The sequence below is a fragment of the Methylobacterium sp. EM32 genome (assembly GCF_040593685.1).
GTDB lineage: Bacteria > Pseudomonadota > Alphaproteobacteria > Rhizobiales > Beijerinckiaceae > Methylobacterium.
Map to the genome: position 1 here is coordinate 1 of NZ_JBEXZS010000089.1, position 11,446 is coordinate 11,446.

Annotated in this window: 11 protein-coding genes; 7 read left to right on the forward strand and 4 right to left on the reverse strand. The window is 73.3% G+C overall.

All coding sequences use genetic code 11. From position 1 onward, the window contains the following. Positions 1–222: 222 nt before the first annotated feature. On the reverse strand, positions 223–702 hold the full coding sequence (locus tag ABZT49_RS13090; RefSeq protein WP_093567108.1) for an Lrp/AsnC family transcriptional regulator: 480 nt from the start codon (positions 700–702) through the stop codon (positions 223–225). Positions 703–823: 121 nt separating this feature from the next. Here ABZT49_RS13090 and ABZT49_RS13095 point away from each other — a divergent pair, with 121 nt between their 5' ends. From ABZT49_RS13095 to ABZT49_RS13105, 3 genes are all read left to right on the forward strand, one after another. Beyond that, positions 824–4,288 (forward strand): indolepyruvate ferredoxin oxidoreductase family protein, encoded by a 3,465-nt coding sequence (locus ABZT49_RS13095; protein ID WP_355286499.1) that lies wholly within the window; start codon positions 824–826, stop codon positions 4,286–4,288. Positions 4,289–4,387: 99 nt separating this feature from the next. Further along, the gene (locus tag ABZT49_RS13100) at positions 4,388–4,603 is read left to right on the forward strand and encodes a DUF2842 domain-containing protein (RefSeq protein WP_093567106.1); all 216 of its coding nucleotides are present in this window, start codon (positions 4,388–4,390) and stop codon (positions 4,601–4,603) included. A 134-nt stretch (positions 4,604–4,737) separates the two neighbouring features. Then, positions 4,738–5,088, forward strand: a complete 351-nt coding sequence (locus tag ABZT49_RS13105) for a hypothetical protein (protein WP_355286500.1) — start codon at positions 4,738–4,740, stop codon at positions 5,086–5,088. A 3-nt stretch (positions 5,089–5,091) separates the two neighbouring features. Here ABZT49_RS13105 and ABZT49_RS13110 read toward each other — a convergent pair whose 3' ends face one another. Continuing rightward, positions 5,092–6,162, reverse strand: a complete 1,071-nt coding sequence (locus ABZT49_RS13110; RefSeq protein WP_355286501.1) for a polysaccharide deacetylase family protein — start codon at positions 6,160–6,162, stop codon at positions 5,092–5,094. A 100-nt stretch (positions 6,163–6,262) separates the two neighbouring features. On the opposite strand from ABZT49_RS13110, the gene ABZT49_RS13115 reads away from it, so the two are divergent. Further along, complete coding sequence (locus tag ABZT49_RS13115) at positions 6,263–7,444, forward strand: GNAT family N-acetyltransferase (RefSeq protein ID WP_355286502.1); 1,182 nt, start codon at positions 6,263–6,265, stop codon at positions 7,442–7,444. Positions 7,445–7,679: 235 nt separating this feature from the next. Here ABZT49_RS13115 and cobT read toward each other — a convergent pair whose 3' ends face one another. After that, positions 7,680–8,708, reverse strand: a complete 1,029-nt coding sequence (cobT, locus tag ABZT49_RS13120; protein WP_355286503.1) for a nicotinate-nucleotide--dimethylbenzimidazole phosphoribosyltransferase — start codon at positions 8,706–8,708, stop codon at positions 7,680–7,682. A gap of 124 nt (positions 8,709–8,832) precedes the next feature. Here cobT and cobS point away from each other — a divergent pair, with 124 nt between their 5' ends. The 3 genes from cobS to ABZT49_RS13135 are packed head-to-tail and all read left to right on the forward strand — an operon-like array spanning position 8,833 to position 10,597. Then, positions 8,833–9,693 (forward strand): adenosylcobinamide-GDP ribazoletransferase, encoded by an 861-nt coding sequence (gene cobS / locus ABZT49_RS13125; RefSeq protein WP_355286504.1) that lies wholly within the window; start codon positions 8,833–8,835, stop codon positions 9,691–9,693. Continuing rightward, positions 9,693–9,893 carry a DUF1289 domain-containing protein gene (locus tag ABZT49_RS13130; RefSeq protein ID WP_355286505.1) on the forward strand — a complete coding sequence of 67 codons (201 nt, stop codon included), beginning with the start codon at positions 9,693–9,695 and terminating at the stop codon, positions 9,891–9,893. Before cobS ends, ABZT49_RS13130 begins: the two co-directional genes overlap by 1 nt. A 5-nt stretch (positions 9,894–9,898) precedes the next feature. Then, positions 9,899–10,597 carry a TIGR02281 family clan AA aspartic protease gene (locus ABZT49_RS13135; protein WP_355286506.1) on the forward strand — a complete coding sequence of 233 codons (699 nt, stop codon included), beginning with the start codon at positions 9,899–9,901 and terminating at the stop codon, positions 10,595–10,597. 3 nt (positions 10,598–10,600) lie between these two features. Here the strand turns inward: ABZT49_RS13135 and ABZT49_RS13140 are convergent, their stop codons facing one another. After that, complete coding sequence (locus tag ABZT49_RS13140) at positions 10,601–11,023, reverse strand: cupin domain-containing protein (protein WP_355286507.1); 423 nt, start codon at positions 11,021–11,023, stop codon at positions 10,601–10,603. Between the last annotated feature and the right edge of the window lie 423 nt (positions 11,024–11,446).

The following is an 11,446-nucleotide window of genomic DNA, read 5'->3' on the forward strand; positions in this document are numbered from 1 at the left end:
GTCGTCCGCGCCGGCCTGAACTACAAGTTCAACGGCTTCTAGTCGTCGCACTCCGTCACCCCGACGGAGCGGAGCCCGGCCGAAAGGCCGGGCTCTTTTTTTATGTCTCGGCGCCTGTTTGCCTTGCTGGGACAGTGCTCTGAGACACTGTCCTATCCCACCCTCGACCTCAGGATGAGGTTGTGGACGGGATAAGATTTACCAATCGAGCGAACTGGGCCCTTATGCCCCCGTCGGCACCTTCACGCTGAACTTCACCTCGCGCAGCGCGAAGTTCGAGTGGATCTGCTGCACCGCCGGGCAGGAGAACACCGCCTCCTGCAGGAAGCGCTCGTAGTGCTGGGCGTCCCGCACCACGACCCGCAGCAGGTAATCGGCCTGGCCGGTGGTGGAGAAGCATTCCAGCACCTCGTCCCGGCGTCCGATCACGCGCTCGAACTCGGCCACGCCGTCCCGATCATGCTTGGCGAGCGTGACATGGGCGAAGACGCATTGGCCGTGGCCGAGCGCCGCGGCATCCACCAGCGCGACGTAGCCGCGGATGATCCCCCGCTCCTCCAGCGCCTTCAGCCGCCGCCAGGTCGGCGAGGTCGACAGCCCGATCCGCTGCGCGAGATCCTGCACCGAGAGCCGGGCGTCGTCCTGCAGCGCATCCAGGATCGCCCGCTCGAAGCGGTCCGGCGCGTCTCCCCGTTCAGGCATGGGCATGTCCCGTTTCGGCGTTTCCAGCTCCGTTCGTACCTCCGGACACCGCGACACGGAAGCGAAGAGGCAGGTTTTGCCTGTGCGGGCGGCATAGCCTGACGGCGAGGAGACCCCGCTGATGCCCGAGCTCGACCGCGCCTACCGCCTCGACGACCGTTTTGACCGCGCGACCGGCCGGGCCTACATGACCGGCACGCAGGCCCTGGTCCGCCTCCTCCTGGCCCAGAGCCGGATCGACCGCCGCGACGGGTTGAACACCGCCGGCCTCGTCTCGGGCTATCGCGGCTCGCCGCTCGGCGCCGTCGACCAGGAATTGTGGCGGGCGAAGGATCGCCTGGCCGAGGCCGGCATCCGCTTCCAGCCCGGCATCAACGAGGACCTGGCGGCGGCCGCCCTGCTGGGCAGCCAGCGCGTCGCCCTCGATCCGGCCGCCACCGTCGAGGGCGTGTTCGGCCTCTGGTACGGCAAGGGCCCGGGCGTCGACCGCTCCGGCGACGCCCTCAAGCACGGCAACGCCTATGGCAGCAGCCCGAAGGGCGGCGTGCTGGTCGTCGCCGGCGACGATCACGGCTGCGTCTCGTCCTCGATGTCGCACCAGAGCGACCTCGCCCTCGCGGCCTGGCACATGCCGGTGATCCACCCAAGCTCGATCGCCGAGTACGAGGCCTTCGGCCTGTGGGGCTTCGCCGCGTCGCGCTTCTCCGGCGCCTGGGTCGGGTTCAAGGCGATCTCCGAGGTGGTGGAGGGCGCAGCCTCGGTCGCGCTGGCGCCGCTGCCCTCCTTCGCGACTCCCGACTTCACGCCGCCGCAGGGCGGCCTGCACATCCGCTGGCCCGACCTGCCGAGCCTCGCCATCGAGGCGCGCGCGCTGCAGAAGCTCGAGGCGATCCGCGCCTTCGCGCGGGCCAATCCCCTCGACCGGCTGGTGGTCGCGCCGGAGCGCCCCCGTCTCCTCGTCGTCACGGTCGGCAAGCCCCATGGCGACGCGATGGAGGCGTTCCGGCTCCTCGGCCACGCCCCGGATTCGCTGAAAGCGGCCGGCGTCGCGGTCATGAAAGTCGGCCTCGTCCACCCCCTCGACGTCGCGGGACTCTCCGGCGTGGCGGCGGGCGTCGAGACCGTGCTGGTGATCGAGGAGAAGGCGCCGCTGGTCGAGCGCCAGCTGCGCGAGGCGCTCTACGACCTGGCCTCGGACCATCGTCCGCGCATCCTCGGCAAGCGCGACGCGGATGGCCGCCCCCTGCTCCCGGAGGTCGAGGAGCTGCGCCCCTCGCGCCTCGTCGGGATTCTGGCCCAGAGCCTTCGCGGCCTCGGCCTCGCGGTCGCGGAGCCGCAGGGCCCCGCCGCCCCCGCTCCCTCCGGGCCGCTGCCGGTGCGCACGCCGTATTTCTGCTCCGGCTGCCCGCACAACACCTCGACCCGGGTGCCGGAGGGCTCTCAAGCGAGGGCCGGCATCGGCTGCCACTTCATGGCGAATTGGATGGAGCGCGACACCACCGGCATCGTGCCGATGGGCGCCGAGGGCGTCGACTGGACCGGCCAGGCCCCGTTCACCCGCCAGGCCCACGTCTTCCAGAATCTCGGCGACGGGACCTATTTCCATTCCGGCCACGCGGCGATCCGGCAGGCGGTCGCGAGCGGCGCCAACATCACCTACAAGATCCTCTACAACGACGCGGTGGCGATGACGGGCGGCCAGCCGGTCGACGGCGTGCTCACCGTGCCGCAGATCACCCGCCTGGTCTCGGCCGAGGGCGCGGCATGCGTCGTGGTGGTGTCGGACGATCCCGAGCGGGTGGCGGAGGCGGCCGCCCGCGATCCCCTCGGGCCCGGCGTCACCGTGCATCACCGCGACGACCTCGACGCCGTGCAGCGGGAGTTGCGGGAGACGAAGGGCGTCACGGTGCTGGTCTACGACCAGACCTGCGCCACCGAGGCGCGCCGCCGGCGCAAGCGCGGCAAGAACCCACCGGCCGCCCGGCGCGCGGTCATCAACCCGCTCGTCTGCGAGGGCTGCGGCGATTGCCAGCAGAAATCGAACTGCCTCTCGGTCGTGCCGGTCGAGACCGAGTTCGGCCGCAAGCGCGCGATCGACCAGACCGGCTGCAACAGCGACCTCTCCTGCCTCAAGGGCTTCTGCCCGTCCTTCGTCACGCTCGAAGGCGCGACGCCCCGGCGCCGGCCCGGCGTCGCGGTCGCGCCCGAGGCGGTCGCCGCCCGCGCCGCCGCTCTTCCCGAACCCGACACCGCCCTCGGCCCTGATCCTTTCGAGATCCTGGTCGCCGGCGTCGGTGGCACCGGCGTCGTGACGGTCGGCGCCCTCGTCACCATGGCGGCCCATCTCGAAGGGTACGGGGCCAGCGTGCTCGACTTCATGGGCTTCGCCCAGAAGGGCGGGCAGGTGCTCTCCTTCGTGCGGCTCGCGCGGGATCCGGGCGCGCTCCACCAGGTGCGGATCGACCGCGGCCGGGCCGACGCGGTTCTGGCCTGCGACCTCGTGGTGGCGGCGAGCGCCGACGCGGCGGCGGTGATCGATCCCGCCCGCACCCGGATCGTCGCCAACACCCACGAGATCCCGACCGGCGCGACCCTGCGCGATCCCGATGCCCGCATCGACACGCGGATGCTGGAGACCCTGCTCGCCCGCCGGGTCGGTGCCGGGGCGCTCCGCAGCCTCGACGCGCAGGCGATGGCGGCGCGGCTGATCGGCGACGCGCAAGCCGCCAACGTGCTGCTCCTCGGCTTCGCCTGGCAATGCGGGCTGGTGCCGGTCTCGCGCGCGGCCCTCGACCAGGCCGTGGCGCTGAACGGCGTCGCGGTGGCGGGCAACCGCCTGGCGCTCGCCTGGGGCCGGCTGCTCGCGGCCGATCCGGCCTTCGTCGAGACCCACCTCGCCCCGGAGCCCGCGCCGGCACAGGACCTCGACACCCTGGTGGCCCGCCGGGCCGAGTACCTCACCGCCTATCAGGACGAACGTTATGCGGCGCGCTACCGCGACCGGGTCGCCGTGGTCCGGGCGCGGGGTGGGGAGGCCTTGGCCGAGGCGGTCGCCCGCTCGCTCTTCAAGCTGATGGCGATCAAGGACGAGTACGAGGTGGCCCGCCTCCAGTCCGATCCGGCCTTCCATGCCCGCCTCGCCGAGGAGTTCGAGGGTCGAGACGCGGGAGGCCGCTTGCGGCCGACCTTCCACCTCGCGCCGCCCTTCCTCGCCCGGACCCGGCCCGGTGAATCCGAGCCGCGCAAGATCGCCTTCGGCCCGTGGCTGCTGCCGGTGCTGCGCGGGCTCGCGGCCATGAAGGGCCTGCGCGGCCGGCGCCTCGATCCGTTGCGGCTGATCGCCGAGCGGCGGGAGGAGCGGGCGGTGCTGGCGGAGTACGAGAGCCAGATCGACGCCGCCCTCGCCCTCGTCGGCCGGGCGGACCTCTCGGCGTTGCGCGACCTCCTCGCCGCCCCCCAGGAGATCCGCGGCTTCGGTCCGGTCAAGGCGCGGGCGATCGCGGCCTGGCGCGCGCGGAGCGACGCGCTGCTGGCCGCCGCCCGGGCCGGCAACGATTCCGGGGCGCCCCTGTCGCGGGCGGGATAGCGCGCCGTCCCCCTGCGTCGGCCGGCCGGATTGCCGTCCGGCGACTGCTCGCGTAGGCGGGGGCTCACGAGATTGCCACCGCCTCAGGGTTGCCCCACCATGCGCCGCCGCACCCGTTCCTTCGTCGGGACGATCGTGATGATCGCCTTCGTGCTGATCTACGCGCCCCTCGCCATGGCGCTCGCCGACAGCCGCATCGCCCAGACGCCACCGGTCGTGCAATCAATACTCTACGCGCTCCTCGGACTCGCCTGGATCATCCCGCTGATGCCGCTGATCCGCTGGATGGAACGGCCCGACCGCGACCCGGCCTGACGGTCCCGATGGACCGACTGGTGCGGAGGCCGGGTTTTCGCCAAAAAGGTCTGCCAGACGTCCCCGTCGCAGCCTTTCGGCCCGCGCCCTCCCGCTTCGGCACTCCTCGACACCCGCAAGGCAGCCCCAGGCCCATGCGCCACGCGCTCGCGCTCATCCTCCTCCTCGGTCCCCTCGCCGGTGCCGCCCTGGCGCAGGGCGCGCCGCGCTCCGTCGGCGAGTGCGAGCGCATCAAGGGCGACCTCGCCTACAACCAGTGCCTGTCGCTGTTCGGTCCCGCCGCGAAGGGCGTCGCCGCCGCGGCCGCGGCGGTCTCCGCGGCGATCCCGCGCCTGCCCATCCCCCCCGCCCTCGCCGAGGCGGTGGATCCCGCGCCCCGCGGCCGCCGCGGCTGGACCCGGCGCCTGCGCGGCGGCCGGCAGAGCGCGAGCTTCGCGGTGATCAGCGGCGGCAGCCGCCACTATCGTCGCGGACGCCGCCGCTGAACGTCATCCGACATTGAGCCGCCGGAAGCGGTTCCAGGCCAGGAACGGCACGCCGGAGAGCAGCGCGCGCAGGGCCGCGTCGGTCTGGAAGCAGCCGTTGACCGAGACCCGCGGCAGGGCGTGCAGGTGCGCGGCGTGCTCCGGGAAGAGGTGGCCGGGCCGGGTGGTCACGGCGGTGCGGTAGCCCGCCCCGCGGGCGAGCGCAAATTCCCGTGCGCCCGCCGAGCCCGGATCGCCGACCGGATAGGAAAAGTGCTCCGGCACCCGGCCGAGCAGGGCGCCGAGGCGCGCCCGCCCCTCGACGATCTCCCGGCGGGCGGTGGCGGCATCGTGCTTGGCGAGCATCGGGTGGGACAGGGTGTGGGCGGCGAGCGTCACCGCCTCGTCCCGGGTGAGATCCCGCAACTCGCCCGGCGATAGGCACAGCTCGGCGGCGATTCCGCCCGCGTCGATCCCGGCCTCCCGGCACAAGCGCAGGGTCGCCGCGCGCAAGACCTCCTCCGGCCCGGCCCGGAGGAGGCGATAGGCCTGCGCGAAGGCGGCGGATTTCTGCGCGTCGTCCTCCGCCGCCAGGTCGAGCCCGGCCTCCGGCAACCGCACCCGGTCGAGGACCCGGATCGCCCGCTCCAGCTCGATCCACCACAGCCGGCCGGTCCCGGTGGCGTAGTCGTGGGTGACGTAGAGCGTCCAGGGCGCGCCGTGGCGGCGCAGGATCGGGGCGGCGTGCTCCAGGTTGTCGCGGTAGCCGTCGTCGAAGGTCAGCACCGCGAAGGGCTCTCCCGTTTCCGTCAGACGCCGCGGCAGGTCCGACAGGGGGACGATCGCGAAGCCCCGCGCCCGCAAAGCCGTCAGCGTCCGGTCGAGGAAGGGCGGGGTTATGGCCAGCAGCCGGTTCGGCGCGTAGGCGCCCGGCGGCGGCGCGTCCGGCCGGACGTGGTGGAAGGTCAGGATCACGCCCCGGCCGCGGGCGGCGGGGGCGAGCCAGCGGTCGGCCCCGGTCGCCGCGATGGTGGCGAAGCCGGCCTGGAACAGGCGGTGGCGCGCGGAAGAAACAAGAGCTTTGGCGGAGAGCATGACCGCAGGATGGCGGCGATCGGCCAAAGCTTCGTTACGGCGTTTGCGGATTCTGCACGCTTGCCCGGTAGATCATCGGCAGGACGCGCGAGGTGGAGCGATGAGCGGCACGATGCAACTCGCAGCGGAGGGCGCGGCGGCGGGCCCGGCGCCCTCGCCGGTCCTGACGCCCGAGATCTTCTCCAGCCTCGCGGCAGCCGAGGCGCCCTGGCGGGCGCTCGAGGCGGCGCCCGGCGCGGTGATGACCCCCTATCAGCGCTTCGACTGGGTGGCCGCCTGCGCTCCCCTGCTGCCGGCGGGGGCACGGCCCTGCCCGGTGCTGCTGCGCGATTCCGCCGGGCGGCCCGTGGCGCTCCTGCCGCTGTACACGCATCGCGAGGCCGGCATCCGCGTCGCCCGGATGATCGGCGGCCGGCACGCGAATTTCCACATGCCGCTCTTTTCCGGCCCGGAGGCGATGGCCCTGCCGGAGGAGGCCTATGCCCGAGCGCTGCGCCGCGCCGGCGCCGAGGCCGGCCTCGACGTGATCCACCTGCCGGACCAGCCGCGGCTTTGGAACGGCGTGCGAAATCCGCTCGCGACGGGCTCGCCCTCGCCGAGCGACGCCTACGGCCTGGCCCTCGAGCCCGATCCCGACGCCGTGCTGAAACGCGTCCTGAGCGGCGACGCGCGCCGCAAGCTGCGCCAGAAGGAGAAGTGGCTGGTCGCCGCGCACGGCCCCGTCGCGCACCGGGTCGCGGCGGACGTCGCCGAGGGCGAGGAGATCCTCTCGGCCTATCTCGCCCAGAAGGCGGTGCGGTTCGCGCAAGACGGCATCCGCGACCCGTTCGCCGATCCGGCGGCGCGGGACTTCCTCGCGGCCGCGCACCGGGCCGGCGCCCTTGAGCTGCACGCCCTGCGGACGGAGGCGGGGCGCATCCTCGCGACCTTCGTGGGCGCGGTCGATGCCACGCGCTTCAGCGGCATGCTGACCTCGTTCGATCCCGATCCCGCGCTCGCCCGCTTCAGCCCCGGCGACCTGCTGCTCCAGGCCCTGATCCGCGACCAGTGCCTGCGTGGCCGCGCCGACCTCGACCTCGGGGTCGGCGAGGCGCGCTACAAGGCGAGCGTCTGCGACGAGACGATCGCCCTCGTCGATGCGGTGATACCGGTGAGCCTGCGCGGCCGGGCCTATGGGGCGGCGGCCGAGGCGGGGGCGCGCCTGAAGCGGCGGATCAAGCGCGATCCGCGGCTCTGGGCCATGGTCGGGCGGATGCGCAAGGCGATGGCGCGGACGGCCTGACGGAACGTCGTTCGGCGCAACAATTCTTCCACCCTCCGGGTCATCCCGGGACCACGACAGCGGAACCCGGGATCCATAACCGCCGAGGTTTCAGGATGAGGTGGAACGTGCACCGCTTCATTCGGCATCGTCGGCGGTTATGGATCCCGGGTTCTCGACTTCGTCGAGCCCCGGGATGACTCGGAGGGTGGCAACGACGTCGGTGGCACCGACGCCGAGAGAACCGCCGTCCCGGTTACACCGGCCCCGACACCCCCGCCTGCGCGAAGGTCGCCATCTCGCGGTGGCAGGCCACCGCCGCCTTGACGAGTCCGAGGGCGAGCGCCGCCCCGCTGCCCTCGCCGAGGCGCAAGCCCAGATCGAGGAGCGGGCGCAGGCCGAGGCGCTCCAGCACCGCGGCGTGGTCGCCCTCCGCCGAGACGTGGCCGGCGAGGCAGTGGTCGAGGGCGCGGGGATCGACGGCGTGGAGGAGCGCGGCGGCAGCGGTCGAGACGTAGCCGTCGATCACCACCGGCACCCGCTGCAGCCGCGCCGCCAGGATCGCCCCGGCCATGGCGGCGATCTCGCGGCCCCCCAAGCGCGCCATCACGGCGAGCGGATCGTCGAGGTGGCCCTGGTGGCAGTTCAGCGCCGCCTCCACCGCCGCGACCTTGCGGGCGAATCCCGCCGCGTCGATGCCGGTGCCGCGGCCGACCCAGCGGGCCGGCTCGCCGCCATAGAGCGCGGCGTAGATCGCTGCCGCCACCGTGGTGTTGCCGATGCCCATCTCGCCGACGGCGAGCCCGTCGGTGCCCGCCGCCACCGCTTCCATGCCGAACGCCATGGTGGCGACGCAGGCCTTCTCGGTCATCGCCGGCTCGGTCGTGATGTCGCCGGTCGGCATGTCGATGGCGAGGTCGAACACCTTGAAGCCGAGCCCGTAGGCGGCGCAGATCTGGTTGATCGCCGCCCCGCCTGCGGCGAAATTGTCGAGCATCTGGCGGTTGACCGTCGACGGGTAGGCCGAGACGCCTCTGTTCGCCACGCCGTGGCTGCCGGCGAAGACGCAGACCAGCGGCCGGTCGAGGCTCGGCGGCGCCTTGCCCTGCCAGGCCGCCATCCAGGCGGCGAGGAATTCGAGCCGGCCGAGGCTGCCGGCGGGCTTGGTTAGAAGCGAGTCGCGGGCCGAGACCTCGGCGGCGGCGGATTCGTCCGGCCCCGGCATGGTGGCGATCAGGCGGCGGATGTCGTCGAACGGGGCGGCGTCGGTCGGGGTGTCGGCCATGGGGATCGGTGTCCTGCGGGGGCAACCCGTCTGGCGGGCTATCGTGAGGCGAGCAGATACAGCAAAATGCCGGAGGGGCGAATCCAGAGGTGCAGGTGCGCCTTGCGGCAGGGCACGTGAGCGAATGGGGACAGGATTGAACACGGGGCCTGATCGGGCCGACGACGCGTTCGAGCCGCCCGTGCCCCCCTCCGGCCCGTGGCCGCCCCTCGCCGACCTCGCTGCCTGCCTTCGCTTCTACAGCCGCCTGCCGGTCCCGGCCCTGCCGGGCGAGACCGACGTCCACGCCGCGCCGGATTTCCGCACCGTGCCGCGGATGCTGCCGCTGGCCGGCCTGGTGATCGGAGCGGCGGGCGCCGTTGCGCTCGCCGCCTCCCTGGCGCTCGGCCTCGGGCCGTTCCTCGCCGCCACCCTGGCCCTCGCCTTCACGACGCTGGTTACCGGGGCACTGCACGAGGACGGCCTCGCCGACGTGGCGGACGGGTTCGGCGGCGGCGCCACGCCGGCCCGCCGCCTCGAGATCATGCGCGACAGCCGCATCGGCGCCTACGGGGCCGCCGCCCTGGTCCTGTCCTATGCGCTCCGCATTGGGGCGCTGGCCACCCTGGCCGACCGGATCGGCTGGCGCGTCGCCGTCGCCTTCCTGATGGCGGCCGCGCTGTCGCGCACCGCCGCCCTGTGGCCGCTCTGCCGCCTCCCCCCAGCCCGGCCGAACGGCGCAGCCCACGCGGTCGGCCGGCCGACGACCGCGACCCACGCCACCGCCTGGGCGCTCTGCCTCGCCGTGCTCGTCGCCGCCGGCCTCCTCGGCCTGCCCTGGCTGGGCTTGTGCCTCGCCGGACTCCTCGCCTTCCTCGCCGCCTGGACGCTGAGCCGCATGGCCGCGCGCCTCGTCGGCGGCCAGACCGGCGACGTGATCGGAGCGAGCCAGCAGCTGGCCGAGATCGCCGCCCTCCTCGCCCTCGTGATCGCGATTCCCGCCTGATGCCCGCCTCCTCCCCCTGCATCCGCCTCTGCGTCCTCGATCCCGTCACCGGCCTGTGCGAGGGCTGCGGCCGCACGGCTGCCGAGATCGCCGCCTGGGGCTCGTTGTCCGAGCCGGAGCGGCTGCGGATCATGGCGGGGCTGCCGGCGCGGCTCGCGGCCGCTGAGCCGGAGCCCGAGCCGGCCCCGGCCCTGGCCTGACGCCCGTGCCGGGCGCCGTCGGCATCGGGCTCCTGCTCCTCGCCTGCGCCTATGCGCTCAACGCCGTCGGCGGGCGTGCGGTGGCGGGCCTGCGCCCCGACGAGGCGGCGGGGCTCGCGGCGGCCGGGGGCGCGACCCTGATGATTCTGAGCGGCGTCGGCAACCGCTTCCGGTCGGGCTTCGGCGAGGGGCTCGTCTCGCTGCTGCTCTGGATCGCGATCGGGGCGGGCGCCGCTTGCCTCTACGCCTATCGCGACGCGGCGCGCGACATGGCGTTCCGGGCGCTCGGCGAGATGAACCCGGGCGAGCCGGTGCCGGGGCGCGGCGACGAGGTGGTGATCGCCCGGCGGGTCGATGGCGGCTTCACGGTGCAGGCCAAGGTCAACGGCCGCGCGCAGGCCTTCGCCTTCGATACCGGCGCGAGCGCGGTGGTGCTCACCGCCGAGACCGCGGCCCAGCTCGGCCTCCATCCGGGCCCGGGCGCCTTCCGGGTCCAGGTCCAGACCGCCAACGGCCGCACCGCCGCGGCCCCGGTGGTGCTCGACACGGTGGCGGTCGGGCCGATCACCGAGACGCGCGTCGCCGCCCTGGTGACGAAGCCCGGGGCGCTCGGCGTGAACCTGCTCGGGATGAGCTTCTTGGAGCGGCTGAACTCCTACGAGGTGCGGGGCAGCCGCCTGATCCTGCGCGGGGCGCGGGGGTGACGCCTATGCGGGCGAGGCCAGCGGCTTGCCCTTCTCGACGGTGTAGGTGCTGAGGATGCGCACCGGTTTGGTCCCGCTCTTCGAGCCGGCATGGGGCACCCCCGGCGGGACCTGGAATGCGTCGCCGGCCTTGAGCACCCGGGTCGGCTGGCCCTCGATCGGCAATTCGATCTCGCCGTCCAGGACGTAGCCCGCCTCGATGCCCGGATGGGTGTGGCGGCCGACCAGCACGCCGGGCTCGATCTCGACCTCCGCGGTGATGGTGACGTAGCCGGGGGCCGGCCCCTCGGTCTGGCCCAGGACCTTGCGCTTCACCCCCGGCGTCGCCGCGGGCGGCGTCTGCGCCCCGGCCTCGGTGGCGAGAAAGCCGGTCAGGCTGCAGATCGCGCACGAGGCGAATCCCGCGAAACCGCGTCGCGTCAGCATGGTGTTCCTCCCGACGGTCGCGCTCTCTTGCGGGCGCGGTGCGGGGAGTGTGCGCGCGTGCGAGGGGCAGTCAAGGGAGGGTGATAGACTGGATTCTTTTGATCGCAGGGCTGTCCGAGGCAGTCCCTTCTTGAAATGAAGCGCGGGTTTCCCCCTCCCCCTCTGCGGGGGAGGGTGGCGAGCGGAGCGAGCCGGGAGAGGGGACGCCGCTTCCGGATAGGGCGGAGCCGTCGTGAAGGGCGCTCCCTGGAATGGCGTCGCGCTGCCCCTCTCCCGCCCCACGCACGAGTGCTTCGCACTCGCCGTGGGGCACCCTCCCCCGCAGAGCAGGGCTATCGCACATGAGTAAAGAGATTGAAGAGGGCATCCTTGCTCCAGGACGCTCTCTTCATCTTTTTGCGGATTGGAATATCGTCGGGGTGG

Coding starts and splice junctions, on each gene's coding strand:
- ABZT49_RS13090 (WP_093567108.1), bottom strand. CDS start 702: ATGCCTGAACGGGGAGACGCGCCGGACCGCTTCGAGCGGGCGATCCTG.
- ABZT49_RS13095 (WP_355286499.1), top strand. CDS start 824: ATGCCCGAGCTCGACCGCGCCTACCGCCTCGACGACCGTTTTGACCGC.
- ABZT49_RS13100 (WP_093567106.1), top strand. CDS start 4,388: ATGCGCCGCCGCACCCGTTCCTTCGTCGGGACGATCGTGATGATCGCC.
- ABZT49_RS13105 (WP_355286500.1), top strand. CDS start 4,738: ATGCGCCACGCGCTCGCGCTCATCCTCCTCCTCGGTCCCCTCGCCGGT.
- ABZT49_RS13110 (WP_355286501.1), bottom strand. CDS start 6,162: ATGCTCTCCGCCAAAGCTCTTGTTTCTTCCGCGCGCCACCGCCTGTTC.
- ABZT49_RS13115 (WP_355286502.1), top strand. CDS start 6,263: ATGAGCGGCACGATGCAACTCGCAGCGGAGGGCGCGGCGGCGGGCCCG.
- cobT (WP_355286503.1), bottom strand. CDS start 8,708: ATGGCCGACACCCCGACCGACGCCGCCCCGTTCGACGACATCCGCCGC.
- cobS (WP_355286504.1), top strand. CDS start 8,833: ATGGGGACAGGATTGAACACGGGGCCTGATCGGGCCGACGACGCGTTC.
- ABZT49_RS13130 (WP_355286505.1), top strand. CDS start 9,693: ATGCCCGCCTCCTCCCCCTGCATCCGCCTCTGCGTCCTCGATCCCGTC.
- ABZT49_RS13140 (WP_355286507.1), bottom strand. CDS start 11,023: ATGCTGACGCGACGCGGTTTCGCGGGATTCGCCTCGTGCGCGATCTGC.